This is a genomic window from Anaeromyxobacter sp. K (genome assembly GCF_000020805.1).
Classification (GTDB): domain Bacteria; phylum Myxococcota; class Myxococcia; order Myxococcales; family Anaeromyxobacteraceae; genus Anaeromyxobacter; species Anaeromyxobacter dehalogenans.
Genome location: NC_011145.1, coordinates 1,229,967 through 1,244,211, shown reverse-complemented (window position 1 = coordinate 1,244,211; position 14,245 = coordinate 1,229,967). Strand labels below are relative to the sequence as shown.

General features: G+C 71.2%; 15 protein-coding genes, 1 tRNA gene, 1 other RNA gene and 1 pseudogene. 12 read left to right on the top strand and 6 right to left on the bottom strand.

Translation table 11 applies throughout. The features are described from left to right. Nucleotides 1–9: 9 nt before the first annotated feature. From ANAEK_RS05510 to ANAEK_RS05500, 3 genes are read left to right on the top strand one after another with little or no spacing between them, the layout of a single operon-like run. Complete coding sequence (locus ANAEK_RS05510; protein ID WP_012525165.1) at nucleotides 10–837, top strand: deoxyribonuclease IV; 828 nt, start codon at nucleotides 10–12, stop codon at nucleotides 835–837. Then, nucleotides 834–1,958 (top strand): bifunctional oligoribonuclease/PAP phosphatase NrnA, encoded by a 1,125-nt coding sequence (locus ANAEK_RS05505; RefSeq protein ID WP_012525164.1) that lies wholly within the window; start codon nucleotides 834–836, stop codon nucleotides 1,956–1,958. Before ANAEK_RS05510 ends, ANAEK_RS05505 begins: the two co-directional genes overlap by 4 nt. 31 nt (nucleotides 1,959–1,989) lie before the next feature. Beyond that, the gene (locus ANAEK_RS05500; protein WP_012525163.1) at nucleotides 1,990–3,135 is read left to right on the top strand and encodes a cysteine desulfurase family protein; all 1,146 of its coding nucleotides are present in this window, start codon (nucleotides 1,990–1,992) and stop codon (nucleotides 3,133–3,135) included. Between the two features lie 6 nt (nucleotides 3,136–3,141). Here the strand turns inward: ANAEK_RS05500 and ANAEK_RS05495 are convergent, their stop codons facing one another. Next, nucleotides 3,142–4,053 (bottom strand): serine/threonine-protein kinase, encoded by a 912-nt coding sequence (locus ANAEK_RS05495; RefSeq protein ID WP_012525162.1) that lies wholly within the window; start codon nucleotides 4,051–4,053, stop codon nucleotides 3,142–3,144. A gap of 302 nt (nucleotides 4,054–4,355) precedes the next feature. On the opposite strand from ANAEK_RS05495, the gene ssrS reads away from it, so the two are divergent. From ssrS to ANAEK_RS05485, 3 genes are all read left to right on the top strand, one after another. Further along, a non-coding RNA gene (gene ssrS, locus ANAEK_RS22735) (6S RNA) lies at nucleotides 4,356–4,546 on the top strand. A gap of 33 nt (nucleotides 4,547–4,579) precedes the next feature. Beyond that, entirely contained in the window at nucleotides 4,580–5,176 is a 597-nt protein-coding gene (locus tag ANAEK_RS05490; RefSeq protein ID WP_012525161.1) for a 5-formyltetrahydrofolate cyclo-ligase, read from the top strand. Between the two features lie 34 nt (nucleotides 5,177–5,210). After that, a complete protein-coding gene (locus tag ANAEK_RS05485) occupies nucleotides 5,211–6,002 on the top strand; it encodes a TIGR00282 family metallophosphoesterase (RefSeq protein WP_012525160.1) in 792 nt (263 codons plus the stop codon). Between the two features lie 22 nt (nucleotides 6,003–6,024). Here ANAEK_RS05485 and tyrS read toward each other — a convergent pair whose 3' ends face one another. Both tyrS and ANAEK_RS05475 read right to left on the bottom strand, forming a co-directional pair. Beyond that, complete coding sequence (gene tyrS, locus ANAEK_RS05480; protein WP_012525159.1) at nucleotides 6,025–7,287, bottom strand: tyrosine--tRNA ligase; 1,263 nt, start codon at nucleotides 7,285–7,287, stop codon at nucleotides 6,025–6,027. Between the two features lie 360 nt (nucleotides 7,288–7,647). Then, a pseudogene (locus ANAEK_RS05475) lies at nucleotides 7,648–8,298 on the bottom strand (SAM-dependent methyltransferase); the annotation flags it as partial. A gap of 76 nt (nucleotides 8,299–8,374) precedes the next feature. On the opposite strand from ANAEK_RS05475, the gene ANAEK_RS05470 reads away from it, so the two are divergent. From ANAEK_RS05470 to ANAEK_RS05450, 5 genes are all read left to right on the top strand, one after another. After that, complete coding sequence (locus tag ANAEK_RS05470; RefSeq protein WP_012525157.1) at nucleotides 8,375–8,761, top strand: hypothetical protein; 387 nt, start codon at nucleotides 8,375–8,377, stop codon at nucleotides 8,759–8,761. 141 nt (nucleotides 8,762–8,902) lie between these two features. Continuing rightward, the gene (locus ANAEK_RS05465) at nucleotides 8,903–9,088 is read left to right on the top strand and encodes a YfhL family 4Fe-4S dicluster ferredoxin (protein ID WP_012525156.1); all 186 of its coding nucleotides are present in this window, start codon (nucleotides 8,903–8,905) and stop codon (nucleotides 9,086–9,088) included. A gap of 191 nt (nucleotides 9,089–9,279) precedes the next feature. Next, a complete protein-coding gene (locus ANAEK_RS05460) occupies nucleotides 9,280–9,582 on the top strand; it encodes a YfhL family 4Fe-4S dicluster ferredoxin (RefSeq protein WP_012525155.1) in 303 nt (100 codons plus the stop codon). Between the two features lie 107 nt (nucleotides 9,583–9,689). Next, nucleotides 9,690–10,247 (top strand): hydrolase, encoded by a 558-nt coding sequence (locus tag ANAEK_RS05455; protein ID WP_012525154.1) that lies wholly within the window; start codon nucleotides 9,690–9,692, stop codon nucleotides 10,245–10,247. A gap of 106 nt (nucleotides 10,248–10,353) precedes the next feature. Next, nucleotides 10,354–10,427: transfer RNA gene (locus ANAEK_RS05450), tRNA-Pro, on the top strand. 354 nt (nucleotides 10,428–10,781) lie between these two features. Here ANAEK_RS05450 and ANAEK_RS05445 read toward each other — a convergent pair. After that, the gene (locus ANAEK_RS05445) at nucleotides 10,782–11,540 is read right to left on the bottom strand and encodes a hypothetical protein (protein ID WP_012525153.1); all 759 of its coding nucleotides are present in this window, start codon (nucleotides 11,538–11,540) and stop codon (nucleotides 10,782–10,784) included. A gap of 2 nt (nucleotides 11,541–11,542) precedes the next feature. Further along, complete coding sequence (locus ANAEK_RS05440) at nucleotides 11,543–12,061, bottom strand: hypothetical protein (protein WP_012525152.1); 519 nt, start codon at nucleotides 12,059–12,061, stop codon at nucleotides 11,543–11,545. 365 nt (nucleotides 12,062–12,426) lie between these two features. On the opposite strand from ANAEK_RS05440, the gene ANAEK_RS22970 reads away from it, so the two are divergent. Continuing rightward, a complete protein-coding gene (locus ANAEK_RS22970; protein WP_157376678.1) occupies nucleotides 12,427–13,269 on the top strand; it encodes a hypothetical protein in 843 nt (280 codons plus the stop codon). 417 nt (nucleotides 13,270–13,686) lie between these two features. Here ANAEK_RS22970 and ANAEK_RS05435 read toward each other — a convergent pair whose 3' ends face one another. After that, a complete protein-coding gene (locus ANAEK_RS05435) occupies nucleotides 13,687–14,091 on the bottom strand; it encodes a hypothetical protein (protein WP_012525151.1) in 405 nt (134 codons plus the stop codon). Nucleotides 14,092–14,245: the final 154 nt, after the last annotated feature.

The window sequence follows — 14,245 nt, the reverse complement described above, 5'->3', positions numbered from 1 at the left end:
CGCCCCCCTATGCTCCTGGGAGCACACGAAGGCATCGCCGGTGGGGTCTCGACCGCGTTCGCGCGCGCCGAGGCCGACGGCGCCGACTGCCTGCAGATCTTCACCCGCAACGCCCGCGGCTGGGCGGCGAAGCCGCTCGAGCCCGACGAGGTGAAGCGCTTCCAGGGCGAGGCCCGCCGCACCCGCAAGCCTGTGGCGGCCCACTCCTCCTACCTCATCAACAGCGCCGCGGCCGACCGCGACCTGCGGAAGAAGAGCTGGGACGCGCTCGCGGACGAGCTGGACCGCTGCGAGCGGCTCGGCATCCCCGGGCTGATCTTCCACCCCGGGAGCCACGAGAACGCGGCCGAGGGCCTCGAGCTGGTGGCCGAGGGGATGCAGCGGGCCATCGAGAAGGTCCCCGGCAAGGCGAAGCTCCTCGTGGAGACCACCGCCGGCCAGGGCTCCAGCCTGGGCTGGCGGTTCGAGGAGATCGCCGCCATCCGCCAGGCGATCCCCGGCGCGGCCCGCCGCCGCACCGGCGTGTGCGTGGACACCTGCCACCTGTTCGCGGCGGGCTACGATCTCACCACCGAGGAGGGATACCACCGCACCTTCCAGGAGCTCGACCGCGTGGTCGGGCTCTCGAACGTGCGCGCGTTCCACCTCAACGACTCGAAGAAGCCGCTCGGGTGCCGGGTGGACCGGCACGAGCACATCGGCCAGGGCGCGATGGGGCTGGACCCCTTCCGCCGCCTGGTGAACGACCCCCGCTTCGCGGAGATCCCGGGGTTCGTGGAGACCGAGTCGCGATTCAAGGAGAACATCGAGGTCCTCCGCGGCCTCGTACGCCGATGAAGGTCCACGTTCCCATGCGCCAGCCGCCCGACGAGCCGCAGAAGCCGCGGACCCGCCCGGAGGTCCGCGCCGCCCGGATGACGCTCTATCCCCGCGGCGGTGAGTCGCCCCGCGCCAAGCTCGATCGCCTGATCCAGTACGCCCGCTCGCACGAGCGCGCGCTCATCCTCACGCACGACAACCCGGATCCCGACTCCATCGCCGCGGGCGTCGCGCTCGCGTACCTGCTCGAGAAGCTCGCCGGCGTGGAGGCGATCGTCGCCTACGGCGGCATCGTGGGGCGCGCCGAGAACCGCGCGCTCATCAAGGTCCTGAAGCTGCCGGTGGTCCCCATCGCCCGCGTGGTCTTCGACGACTACGACCTCATCTGCATGGTCGACACGCAGCCGGAGCAGGGGAACCACTCGCTCCCGGCCCGGCACTTCCCCGACGTCGTCATCGACCACCACCCGGAGCGGCCCGACTCGCACCTCGCGCCCATCGCCGACGTGGGCGGCCCCATCGGCGCCACCTCCACCGTGCTCGCGGAGTACTTCCGCGCGAGCGGCCTGAAGGTGCCCGCCGGCCTCGCCACCGCGCTGTTCTACGGGATCAAGGCCGACACCCGCGACCTGGGGCGGCAGACCACGCCCACCGACGTGGACGCGTACCTGTGGCTGTTCCCGATGACGGACAAGGACGCGCTCGGCGCCATCGAGCACCCGCTGCTGCCCGAGGACTACTTCCGCCTCTACCACACCGCCATCGAGCGGGCGCAGGTCTACGGCGAGGTGGTGATCTGCGACCTCGGCACCATCTACACGCCGGACATGGTCGCGGAGATCGCCGAGCGCTTCATGTACCTCGAGGACATGAAGTGGTCGCTCGCGTTCGCACAGTACGAGGACGCGCTGTTCTTCTCGGTCCGCACCACCGACCGGCGCATGAACGCCGGCCGGCTCATCCGCGAGGTCATCGAGGCCCGCGGCGGCTCCGCCGGCGGCCACGGCACCATGGCCGGCGCGCGGCTGCCGGTGAAGGGGCTCGGCGCCGCGGCGAACCGCAAGCTGCGCGAGGAGGTCGTGAAGGACTTCCTCGACGCGTTCGGCGTGCGCGCCCGCAAGCCGAAGAAGCTCGTCTAGCCCTGCACTGCGGGCCGGCCGGAGCGCGCCGGTGATCTACCTCGACCACAACGCCATCACGCCCATGCGGCCCGAGGCCAGGGCCGCCGTGCGCGACGCGCTGGAGGTGTTCGGCAACCCCAGCTCGGTCCACGCGGCCGGCCGCGCCGCGCGCGACCTGCTCGACGGCGCCCGGGACCGGGTGGCCCGCGCCGTGGGGGCGGCCCCCGCCGAGATCGTGTTCACCTCCGGCGCCACCGAGTCGGCCGCGCTCGCGATCCGCGGCGTGCTCGGGGCCGCGCCCGCCGGGCGGCGGCGGCTGGTGGTCACCGCGGTGGAGCACCCCTGCGTCCTCTCGCTCGCGCGCGCGCTCGAGCGGGCCGGCACGCCGCTCACGGTGGTCCCGGTGGACCGCCGCGGCCAGGTGGACCCGGAGGCGTTCCGGGCCGCGCTCGGGCCCGACGTCGCGCTCGCCTGCGCCATGCGCGCGAACAACGAGACCGGGGTGGTGCTGCCCGTGCCCGAGCTCGCCGCGGCGGCGCGCGACGCGGGCGCGCCGTTCTTCTGCGACGCCGTGCAGGCGGCCGGGAAGATCCCGCTCGACGTGCGCGGGCTGGGCGCGGACCTGGTGGCCCTCACCGGGCAGAAGTTCGGCGGCCCGCGCGGGGCCGGCGTGCTGTGGGTCGCGCCCGGCCTGCGGCTCGCGCCGGTGCTGGGCGGCGAGCAGGAGCGCGGCCGCCGCGCCGGCACCGAGAACCTGCCCGGCATCGCCGGCCTGGCCACCGCGCTGGAGGCGGCCGTCGCCGCCGTGGCGGAGGAGGGCCCGCGCCTGGCGCGGCTGCGCGACCGGCTCGAGGCCGGGCTCCTCGCCGCGGTGCCGCGCGCCCGCGTGAACGGCGCCGGCGCCCCTCGCCTGCCCGGCACGCTCTCCATCACGTTCGAGGGCTGCGACGCCGAGGCGCTGCTCATGGCCATGGACCTCGAGGGCGTGTGCGCGAGCGCCGGGTCCGCCTGCCACTCCGGCTCGACCCGGCCGTCGGGCGTGCTGCTCGCGCTCGGCCTCTCCGACGCGGACGCGCGCGCGACGCTGCGCCTCTCGCTCGGCTGGACCACCACCGCCGAGGACGTGGACGCGGCGCTCCGGATCGTGCCGCCGCTCGTGGCGCGGGTGCGCGGCGCCATCGCGGGCCCGGCGTAGCGGCCGCTAGGCGGCCCCGAACAGCCCCCGCACCACCGCGGCGATCGCGAGCGGCGTGCCCACCGCCGGGTCGTACAGCGCCGCGATCTCGTCGGCTGCCGCGGCCGCGCTGGCCGGCCGCTGCGCCGGATCGCGAGAGAGGCAGCGGAGCACGAGCGCGTCCAGCGCCGGCGGGAGCTCGCGCCGCAGCGCCGAGGGCGCGCGCGCCTCGCCGGCCAGGATGCGCCGGCCCACCTCGTTCACGTCGCGTCCCGGGAACGCGGGCCGATCGGTCAGCAGCTCGAACAGCACCGCGCCGAGCGCGAACAGGTCGGAGGCCGGCGTGGGGCGCTCGCCGCGCAGCTGCTCGGGCGAGAGGTACTGCACCTTGCCGAGCGCGCCCGGCCCCGGCGCGCCCGCGGCGCCGGGCGTGAGCGCCACGCCGAAGTCCCCCAGCTTGATCTCGCCGAGCCGGGAGACGAACACGTTCGACGGCGAGACGTCGCAGTGCACGATGCCGAGCGGCGCCCCGGCGGCGTCCACCCCGGCGTGCGCGTGCGCGAGCGCCTCCGCCAGCGCGTGGGCCGCGTACGCCGCGAAGTCCACCGGCAGCAGGATCCCGCGCTGCCCGCAGCGGGCCAGGATCTCCTTCAGGTTCCGGCCGTCCACGTACTCCATCACGATGAACGGCGCGCCCTCCGCCACGCCCGTCTCGAGCACCTCGACGATCCCCGGGTGCCGGAGCCGCCGCGTGACGGCCGCCTCGTTCTCGAACAGCGCCACGAAGCCGGGGTCGCGGGCGAGATCGGGCCGGAGCCGCTTCAGGGCCACCGTCTGGCCCGCGAGCGGCCCGTCGAGCGCGACCGCCCGGAAGACCTCGGCCATGCCGCCGCGGCCGATGAGCCCCTGGATGCGGAAGCGGTCGAGCGCGGTCGCCATCGGGCCGCTGTTCTACAGCACGCGCGCCACGGCGGGGCGCCCGCGCGCACGGGACCCGGGCCGGGAGGCGGGCCCCGGCTGTCGGCCCGCACCCTTCGTGAACGGGGCGGCTCCGTGGCGAATGCGCGCGCCCTCCCGCGTGCCACTGGACCGCCGCGAGATCAGGCCGCTCTGACCGCAGAGGGCGCCCCGGCGTGGCCCTCGGCATGGCTTGACAGGCCAGGCCTCCGAGCCTAGGATCATCCCGTAAAACACCGCGTGGTTACGCGGGGTTACTGCTCTTTGACCGCGCGCTTGCGCTGTACCCCCTGCCGGGTTCGTGATTGGCCTTGCGTCGTTTGGGCCGACTTTGTCCAAAGCGGAGCGCCCGCCCACGTCCATGAGCAAGCTCCCTGAAGCGAGGGAGAAGCCTACGGATGCTGGCGTACCGGGTGCCCCACCTGTAGAAATACAGGTTCAAACAACCGGGCCACACGGCCCACGCGGGGGGCTTTTTTTTGTCCAGCCTCGGGGCACAGACGGCGCGGTGAGCGATCCCGCCATCCCCTCCGACCGCAAGCGCGCGCTGCGCAGGTCCCTCATCGGCGCGCGGGCCCGCATCGACCAGGACGAGCGCGCCGAGCGCTCCCGCCGCGTCCTCGCGGGGCTCGAGGCGCTCGACCTCGTCGCGGGCGCCCGCACGCTCGCGCTCTACGCGCCGCTCGGCGGCGAGGTGGACGTGCTCGAGCTCGCGGCGCGCGTGCGCGCCGGCGGTGGACGCGCGGTGTTCCCGAAGGTCCGGGCCGGCGATCGCCGCCTCGCCTTCGCGCTCTGCATGCCGCTCGACCTGGTGCGCGGGCCGCTCGGCGCGCTCGAGCCCCCGGAGTCCGCCCCGCCCGTCGAGCCGGACGAGGTGGACTGCGTGGTGCTGCCGGGCGTGGCGTTCTCGCCGGACGGCCTGCGCCTCGGCCGCGGCGGCGGGTACTACGACGCCACGCTCGCGGCCATGCCGCGCGCCGCGCGCGTGGGGGTGGCGTTCGAGGTGCAGGTGGTGGACGCGCTCCCGCGCGAGCCGCACGACGCGGTGCTCGACGCCCTGGTCACCGAGGCGAGGACCCTCCGGTTCGAGCGAGAATGCGGTTGACTGGGCGCGCTCCGCGCGCGAGGGATCCCCGACCTTGAAAGTCCTGTTCCTCGGAGACGTGTTCGGCAAGCCCGGCCGCCAGGCGATCCAGCGGCTCGTTCCCCGCCTCATCGTGCGCGAGGCGATCGACCTCGTGGTGGCGAACGCCGAGAACTCGGCGGGCGGCGCGGGCGTGACCCCCGACTCCGCCGACGAGCTGCTCGCGGCCGAGGTGGACCTGCTCACCAGCGGAAACCACATCTGGTCGAAGCGCGAGATCGTCTCCTACCTCGAGGCGCCCGGCTCGCGGCTGCTCCGCCCCGCGAACTACCCGCCCGGCTCGCCCGGCCGCGGCCGCGGCATCGCGTCCACCCCGGACGGCCGGCGGCTCGGCGTGGTGAACGTCGAGGGGCGGGTCTTCATGAAGACGCTCGACGACCCGTTCCGCACGGCGCTCGCCGAGGTCGAGGCGCTCCGGGCCGAGGGCGTCACCTGCATCCTGGTGGACGTGCACTGCGAGGCGACCAGCGAGAAGAACGCCATGGGCTGGTTCCTCGACGGCAAGGTCTCGGCGGTGCTCGGCACGCACACCCACGTGCAGACCGCCGACGCGCGCGTGCTCCCCGGCGGCACCGCCTTCGTCACCGACGTCGGCATGTGCGGGCCGTGGGACTCGGTCATCGGCGTGAAGAAGGAGCTGGTGCTGGAGCGCTTCCTCACGCAGCGCCCCGTCGGCTTCGAGCCGGCGCGGCGCGAGGTCTACCTGCAGGGCGCCATCGTGGACCTCGACGACGCGACCGGCCGGGCGCGGTCGATCGCGCGCGTGCAGGAGAAGCTCGAGGAGTGACCGCGGCCGGGCGGCGCGCCCGCTACCGCACCTTCACGAGCGCGTAGTTCCGCTTCCCCTTCTGCAGGAGCGCGTAGCCGCCGGCGAGCAGGTCGCCCGCGGCCACCTTCGCGTCGCCGGACTCCAGCACCGCGCCGTTCAGCGAGAAGCCGCGCCCCGCCACGCCCCGGCGGACCTCGCCCTTCGACGCGGCCAGGCCGACCTTCACGAGCAGGTCCGCGATCGTGAGCGCCGCGAGCTCGTCCCCGGTCACCGCCGCGGACGGGATCTCGCCGGCGAGCACGTCGAGCACGTCCGCGCTCGCCGCGCGCAGGTCGGTGCCGCCGAACAGGATCCGGCTCGCCTCGATGACGCTGCGGGTCACGTCCGGCCCGTGCACGCGTGCGGTGACGTCCTCCGCGAGCCGGCGCTGCGCCGGGCGCTTCCCGGGATCGCGCGCCTGCTCGGCGAGCAGCGCGGCGATGTCCTCCACCGACAGAAACGTGAAGAACTTCAGCAGCCGCTCCACGTCGCGGTCGTCGGTGTTGAGCCAGAACTGGAAGAACTTGTACGGCGAGGTCCGCGCCGGATCGAGCCACACCGCGCCGCCCTCGGTCTTGCCGAACTTCGTGCCCGAGGCGGTGGTGAGCAGCGGGAAGGTGAGCCCGTGGACGCTCGCGCCGTCCTTGCGCGAGACCAGCTCGGCGCCGGCGGTGATGTTGCCCCACTGGTCGCTGCCGCCCATCTGCAGCTCGCACTTCTCCGAGCGGAACAGGTGCCAGAAGTCGTAGGCCTGGATGAGCTGGTACGAGAACTCGGTGAACGAGATGCCGCTCTCCATGCGGCCCTTCACCGAGTCCTTCGCCAGCATGTAGTTGACGGTGAAGTGCTTGCCGACGTCGCGGAGGAACTCCATCAGGCCGATGGCGCGGAGCCAGTCGGCGTTGTTGCGCACCCGCGCCGCGTTCTGGCCCTCGAACGACACGAACCGCTCGAGCTGCGCGCGGATCGCGGCGACGTTCCGGTCGATCTCCTCCACCGAGAGCACCGGGCGCTCCGAGCGCTTGCCGCTCGGATCCCCGACCATGCCCGTGCCGCCGCCCACCACGATGATGGGCGTGCCGCCGCAGCGCTGCAGCCAGGCGAGCGACATGACCGCCAGAAGGTGGCCCACGTGCAGCGAGTCGGCGGTGGGATCGAAGCCGACGTAGCCGGTGATGGGGCCCTGGGCGAGGCGGGCCTGGAGGCCGGGGGTCTGATCGTGGACGAGGCTGCGCGAGACGAGGGCTTCGAGGAGGTTCTGCATGGCGCCGGGCAGACTAGCGGATCCCGGCCGAGATTTGGACGCGGAACCGCGCCGTCAGCCTCGCCTGGCCGGCTTCCTCGGCGTGGGCTTCCTCGCGGCGGGCTTCGAGGCCGCGGGCTTCTTCGGCGCGGGCTTCCTCGCAGGGGGCTTCTTCGCAGCGGTCGCCTTCTTCGCAGCGGCAGGCTTCTTCCGCGGCGCGGTCTTCACCGGCGGCGCGGTCTTCGCCGGCGCCGCAGCGTGCTCCGGCGTGGCCGGCTGCTGCGGGGCAGCCCGCGGCTGCGGCGCCACGGCGTGCTCCGGCGCGGCGCCCTTCTCCGGCACTGCAGGCTGCGGCACTGCCGGCTCCGGAGCGGCGCGCTGCTCCGGAGCCTTCGGAGCGTCCGCCCTCACCGCCGCCAGCCCGACCGCCGCGCCCCCGCGGAAGCCCGTGCCGAGCACGTAGACCTCGTAGCTCGACTCGCGCACCGCCTCCGGCCGGATCACGTGCATGGCCGCGAAGCGCCCCTGCAGCTCGCGCTTCAGCGCCGGGAAGTCGCCGCCCATGAACACCTTCGCGACGAACGCGCCGCCCGGCACGAGCACCTGCTCCGCGACCGACAGCGCCATCCGCACCAGCTCGAGCGAGCGCGCCTCGTCGGTCACCTTGATGCCGATGGTCTTCGGCGCCATGTCGCTCGTGACCAGGCGGAAGCGGCCCTCGTGCAGCAGGCGGATCTTGTCGAGCGCGTCCGGCGCGAGCAGGTCCACGACCGCGGTCCGGACCCACCGCTTGCCCAGGTTGCGGATGGGCTCGAGATCGACGCCGACGGCGACGCCCTTCTCGCCCACCGCGTCGGCCAGGATCTGCAGGAACCCGCCCGGCGCGGCGCCCAGGTCGAGCACCGCGTCGCCCCGCCCGAGCAGGCGGTGGCGGTGGAGGATCTCCTCGATCTTGAAGGCCGAGCGGGCGCGCAGGCCCTGCTTCTTGGCCTTGCGGTAGTAGAAGTCCTTCGGGTCGTAGGGCTTGGCCATGTGTGGGGCGAGGTCCGTTTGCCGGGGGTTCCTGCGCCCGGTATCCTGCGGCTCGCGCAGGGCAGTCAAGCCGACAATGTCCCGGATCAAGATCCTCCTGCTCTGCGTCCCGGTGGCCCTGGCCGGCCTCGGCGTCGCCCTGCACGCGACCTGGCGGATGGCGGCGCTGGAGCGCGCGCTGCAGGGCGCCGACGCGGAGGCGCGCGAGGCCGGGCGATCGTTCGTCCAGACGCTCCAGGGCGAGCACGCGGAGCGGCAGCGCATCGCGCTCGACCGGCGCAGGGCCGTGGCGCTCGACATGGCCGCCGCCCGGCGCGACCGGCTGCTCGGCCTGCTCGCCACCGGCGCCGCCGGGCTGCTCGGGGCTGCACTGTCGGTGATGGGCCGCATCTCCGCGGAGGTCGAGGAGGATCGCCGCCACGTGCGCGCCGCCGGCGGGGATCACGGACCGGACCGGTCCTGATCCCGCGGCCAAGTCGACCGGAACGGTCCGATTTTTCCCCAAGAAAATCCGCTGCCTGGGCTTGACTCGACCCCGTCCGGGATCGGATAAGCGTCCCCGTCCACCCGCCCGCCGGGCGCTCGTGAGAGGAAGAGAAAGACCATGGCCCTGAAGATTACCGAGGAGTGCATCAACTGCGGCGCGTGCGAGCCCGAGTGCCCGAACACCGCCATCAGCCAGGGTGACGACATCTACGTCATCGACGCGGCCAAGTGCACCGAGTGCCAGGGCCAGCACGACTCGCCGGCGTGCGCGGGCGTCTGCCCGGTCGACTGCTGCGTGAAGTAGCCGCGGCCGCCGCGGAAGCATCCGCGGCACAGGCGTGTTGACGAGGAGCAGCGTCCCCGCGGCGCTGCTCTTTTCGTTCCCGCCCGCCAGGGACGCACGCCGAGGCGATTGGCCCTAGGCGGAATCCGCTCGCGGGCGGTAGCATCGAGCGTCTTCGAACACGCCAGCGGCGGAACGCCGAGGAGAGTCCCATGGCCACCTTCATCACCGAGGAATGCATCAACTGCGGCGCGTGCGAGCCGGAGTGCCCGAACAGCGCCATCAGCCAGGGCGACGACATCTACGTCATCAACCCCGACCTCTGCACCGAGTGCGTCGGGTTCCACGGCGAGGAGGCGTGCGCCGCGGTGTGCCCCGTGGACTGCTGCGTCCCGGATCCGAACCGGACCGAGACCGAGGAGCAGAACTACGGGAAGCTGGCCACGATCCACCCCGACAAGACGTTCCCGTCGCTCGCCGAGCTGACCGCCGAGCTGTCGCGGTTCCGCAAGTAGCCGCCGCCGGCGACGCCGGTCCCGCGCCCCGCGTGCCGCATGGTGCGCGGGGCGTCGTCGTCTCGGCCCTTCCGCCGACGCACCCGCCACCCGAGGAGGCCGCCGCCATGTCACGAACCGTGAAGCTCGACCGCCGCACCGCCGCCGTGCTGCTCGTGGACGTGCAGGAGCGGCTCGCGCCCGCCATGCCCGCCGAGACGCTGGCGCGGGTGGTGAAGTACGCGACCGCGCTGGTGGAGGGGGCGAAGGTGCTCGGGGTGCCCGTGCTCGCGACCGAGCAGTATCCCAGGGGCCTCGGCGCGACCGTCCCCGAGCTCGCCCGCCTGCTCCCCTCCCCCGCGCTCGCGAAGGTGCACTTCTCCTGCGGCGCCGACCCCGCATTCGCCGCCGCGCTCGAGGCGACCGGCCGCCGGCAGGTGGTGATCACCGGGATGGAGACGCACGTCTGCGTCTTCCAGACCGCCCGCGACCTCGTGGCGATGGGCTACGAGGTGCACGTCTGCGCCGACGCCGTGTCGAGCCGCACCGAGGAGCACCGCCGGGTCGGCCTCGAGCTGTGCCGCGAGGCCGGCGCGATCGTCACCACGGCGGAGACCGCGCTGTTCGACCTCCTCCACCAGGCCGGCACCCCCGAGTTCAAGCAGGTGTCCGCCCTGGTGAAGTGACCCCGCGACCCCGCCCGCCACCGGGGGAGGCAGGGCCCGTCGGTCCCGCCGGATCCCGGTTGACCCAAGGGTTTCGCGGTGCTACCTAGACCGTCCCCGCAGTTCCCGGGGCGTAGCGCAGCCTGGTAGCGCACTTGCTTGGGGTGCAAGTGGTCGCTGGTTCAAATCCAGTCGCCCCGACTCTCTGAAGGCCCCGTCCTTTCGCACTCTTGGCGATGGACGGGGCCTTCGATTTGGTGCGCTTGAGGGGCTCTGGATGCCGGCTGGATGCCATAGTGGCCCCTGAACGCGGCCCCATCTCCCGCTGCACGGGCGGGAGTCGGGCGCCCCGCAGCCCCAACCCAGCGGCCTTGTCCCATGATTCGGCCTCGGAGCCGCAGGGCGGCCCCTCCCCCGGGCACCCCCGCACCGCACGTAGCCGAAGAAGTGCGCCATCCCGGGCGCCCGCCGGGTGCGCGACCGCGCGGAACGCCAGGAGGCCCTCGGCGCCCCGCTCCGCGCCGGGCCGGGCCTCCCCGCTCGCGGCGCCGCACCCTACTTTGCCCGATCGCCCCGCAGTTGTGCGAGTTCGATCAGTTCATCCAACAAAAGCCGCAGCGGAGAGCGAAGCTCGTCAAGATCGCGTCGCCGCGCTAGAAACCGCCGGTTGTGCGCCGACCTGTCCCCGAGTTCCTTGATGTTTCGTAACGCTTTCTTGCCGTCGCGCCCAAGCGTGGTCAGACCCGAAGGCCCAACGGCATGCGTAATGATGTCGCCGAGCATGAAGTACGTTCGCTCGCTTGACTGGATCTCGGTCTCGCGGCCGAGTTTCTCGTACGCTTCTATGAGCAGCGTCTCAACGACGCGACGAACAAGCACGGCTGCGGCATCGTAGTACGTTGAGTGATAGCAGCCGTTAAGCTGGCGGCATATGGACACTATGTAGCCACGCGTGGACCGCCACACGTCCTCAGCTAGGTACTCGCCGTCTGAAGGAACAGGCGGGGCAGTGGGATCCAACACCCCAGCGAGCACCGCTTCGACCTTCGGAGCAGCGCCGGCCTTAAGGCGAAAGCTCCCGTTCGTCCGGAGCGTGAGCCTCGAGTTCGCGAGGCCCTTGCCGAGTCTAGTCGAGTTCGGCGCGCCAAGGCCGAGCCGCTGCATCTCGCGGGCTAGTTCGCCGGCAGATGCGGATCCGTCATCTGGAAGGATTGCGTTTCGCTCTCTCCACCACAGAAGACCAAGCGCGAATTGCGTCGAGGTTAGCGCAGGCGTCTTTCTGCTAAGCCGTTGCGCAAACTCGCCCAGAGTCACGGCTAGCCCTCACCGTTCTCCGGCGGTCCATTTAGCATCTTCTGCACCTTCTCGAAGCCCTGTCCGGTCACCTTGTAGTTCTTCCGCGCTTGCTGCGTCTTGCCGCTCTTCTTGGTCTGAATCATCAGTTGCGGCGTCTGGTCCTTCAATGTGTCGATGACCTTGTTGATGCTCCCGATGCCGTGCCCTTGGTTCTTCAATTCCGTGTTGATCTCCTGTGACGTCAGCTCCGTCTTGCCGTTCTTCTTTGTCAGGAAGGCGGCAACAACAAGCACGCGATCGGCCTGCGTCTGGGTATGAGCCGCGGCAAGAGCATCGGCGGCTGTCTCGAAGCCTTCGAGTGCCGTCTTCCCGTCGGTCGCCTCGGTTACCGGCGTCCCAGACTTCGGCGTTGTCTTGCTCGACATCGCGAGGCCGAGACTCTCCCCAGCCCAACGTAGAATGCGCTCCTGCATGGGCGCCTCGAGACCATCTAGCGCCTTCAGGACCGCCTCAAGGCTCTTCACGTCTTGGAGTTCCATGCGCGCGGATGCTATGGCGCAGCGCACTACAAGTCAAATAGCATGGCTTCGGGAGGGCGAGCCCGCGCGCCCCCGTTACCCACGCGGAAAGCGAGGGGAATACGCCGTCCCGGCACTTCACTGCGGGGCGCGGCGCGGTTTCAGGGACAGGGCTCGCCGCCGAACGAAATAGCGAGCCCGCCCGTTGTCGGGTCCGGGCGAAACTCCGGACTAGGTCACCGGCATCTTCACGACGCGGCGCCAGTCGAGGAATTTGGCCCCGAAGATGTGGCGGGCCTTCCACTTCATTCGAATCGACCCGGAAGTCGCGTTCCTCGTCGACGACCGGCCCGCTCACGTTCTCCTCGAGTAGAACCAGCTCGGCCGTGTCGATCTGGTTCGGATCGGCAGCGAGGCAGACCGCCGTGTCCGCCAGCCACCGGCTGACTCCGACGCCAGTTCCCGACGACCATTGCGTCTCCGAACTCGCCTGCGACACAATCTGGTCCCGTCGTCACGGAACGTCACGACAGTCGATCTGCTCGTTCCGAATATTCGGCAGATTCGGCCTGCGACGCACGCTCTCTGTCTGCTATGCTACTTTGAGCGGTAACGCGACCGCGCCCTGCCCACTCGCGGTCGCAAACGCGGAGTCATCGCAGGCTTTCCCACCCATCGGCGTCTTGGGAACTGACATGAAAGTCCGTGGCCTCTCATTTCTCACCGCGTGTGTAGCGTGCCTGGCGTGCTCCCCGTTAACCCGCTATTCCACGAAGAACTACACTCCGGGATCTCCTGTCACCGCGACAGTCGGGGCTCCGCTCATCAGCGTCGAGCACGGGACGAAGGAGGGCGATCTCTTCGTGTCTCGCGAGGCAAAGCAGCTGATCTATTCCGGAAAGGCCGGAACTATTGTCCGCTTTTCATATCGCGAGTTCGCTGGCGACCGGCTCTCCGACGGAGGTACTGCGAACCTGTACGCCAGACCCGCCTTCACACAGGACGTTCAGTATGACCTGGCAGATGGCAACGAGATTGCCTTCCAGGACATGCGTCTCAACATCTTGAAGGCATCCACTTCCAATATCACGGCCGAGGTGCTTCAAGAGCTCGGGTCCCAGAACCGCTCGACAGAAGCGCCTCGCCTGAAAGCCGGCGCAGTTTGCTGGAATAACAACGGCGTGTGCGAAGACGGACTCTGGTGCAATTTGGGCCGCTGCACCAGATAGCCCACCATGGCAGGCCGGCCTCGGTCGCTGGCGCCGTTGCCGGACTCGACGTGGACTCGGTGCCGGAGCAAAGTGCACCACGAATCAGTAGCTTGGTGCCCGTGCACGTAGGGCGCGCATTTCCAAGGCTCCACCAATGGCGTGACGACGTGCGCCTGACCGGAGCGTCAACCTCGGATCACCAGCGATCCCACGTGACGCTCGTGGGGACCCTTCGCTACGCAGCATCCGTACAACGGACCGTCGTCCGCGGCGCGTCCGAGATGCCAAGGGTTGCCGGCTGACTCCGGCACCAGTGCCGCGCGAGTTCCGCTTGTGCTGCGAGCCCACGAACCCGGCAGACGATCTTGCGCGCCACCGACTCCCCGGCTGCCTGCAGCGGAGGCCCGGCCGCAACCCTGTGGCGGCTTGGCGAAGCTAGGTCGGCCGCGTGAGCCTGTCGCGAGGCTCGCGCTTGCCGTTTGCGATCTCGGTGAGCCGGTATACGAGCACGCCTGCGAGGAGCACGCTGAGCCCAGGCAGCGCCTTGCCGAGGAGCCCAGAAAGGAGCCAGGCTCCCACCGTGGCCCCGGGCCCCCAAGCGAATAAGCCCGCGGAGAAGAAGGCCACCGTGTAGAGCACGCCGATGATCACCAGGGCGCTCAGAGTGACCAGCTCAGACATCAGATCGGGCGCGAGGCGAACGACGACGTACCATGCCAGTAACGCACCGGCAGCAATGAGCAGCTTGGTACGGTGTGCGCGTGCTTTCCCCATGAACGCTTCGGGAACACTCCCGTACAGCGGCACAGGATTCGGCTGCGAAGGCATCCACCAACCCATTGCCACCTCCTGAACTGCGAGTATACCCGCCCTGTCGGAAACGGCGAAGGGAGCCTCGCGAGCCGCCGCCCGGCCCGCTTCCCACCGGGTGGCGCGAGCCCGTGACGATCGGAGCAGCCCCTGGCCCGCCACCGGATGCGCGGGCCGGGCTACT

Excerpts from the sequence above, each read along its gene's own strand:
- ANAEK_RS05510 (WP_012525165.1), top strand. The coding sequence starts at position 10 with ATGCTCCTGGGAGCACACGAAGGCATCGCCGGTGGGGTCTCGACCGCG.
- ANAEK_RS05505 (WP_012525164.1), top strand. The coding sequence starts at position 834 with ATGAAGGTCCACGTTCCCATGCGCCAGCCGCCCGACGAGCCGCAGAAG.
- ANAEK_RS05495 (WP_012525162.1), bottom strand. The coding sequence starts at position 4,053 with ATGGCGACCGCGCTCGACCGCTTCCGCATCCAGGGGCTCATCGGCCGC.
- tyrS (WP_012525159.1), bottom strand. The coding sequence starts at position 7,287 with ATGCAGAACCTCCTCGAAGCCCTCGTCTCGCGCAGCCTCGTCCACGAT.
- ANAEK_RS05470 (WP_012525157.1), top strand. The coding sequence starts at position 8,375 with ATGTCCCGGATCAAGATCCTCCTGCTCTGCGTCCCGGTGGCCCTGGCC.
- ANAEK_RS05465 (WP_012525156.1), top strand. The coding sequence starts at position 8,903 with ATGGCCCTGAAGATTACCGAGGAGTGCATCAACTGCGGCGCGTGCGAG.
- ANAEK_RS05460 (WP_012525155.1), top strand. The coding sequence starts at position 9,280 with ATGGCCACCTTCATCACCGAGGAATGCATCAACTGCGGCGCGTGCGAG.
- ANAEK_RS05455 (WP_012525154.1), top strand. The coding sequence starts at position 9,690 with ATGTCACGAACCGTGAAGCTCGACCGCCGCACCGCCGCCGTGCTGCTC.
- ANAEK_RS05440 (WP_012525152.1), bottom strand. The coding sequence starts at position 12,061 with ATGGAACTCCAAGACGTGAAGAGCCTTGAGGCGGTCCTGAAGGCGCTA.
- ANAEK_RS05435 (WP_012525151.1), bottom strand. The coding sequence starts at position 14,091 with ATGGGTTGGTGGATGCCTTCGCAGCCGAATCCTGTGCCGCTGTACGGG.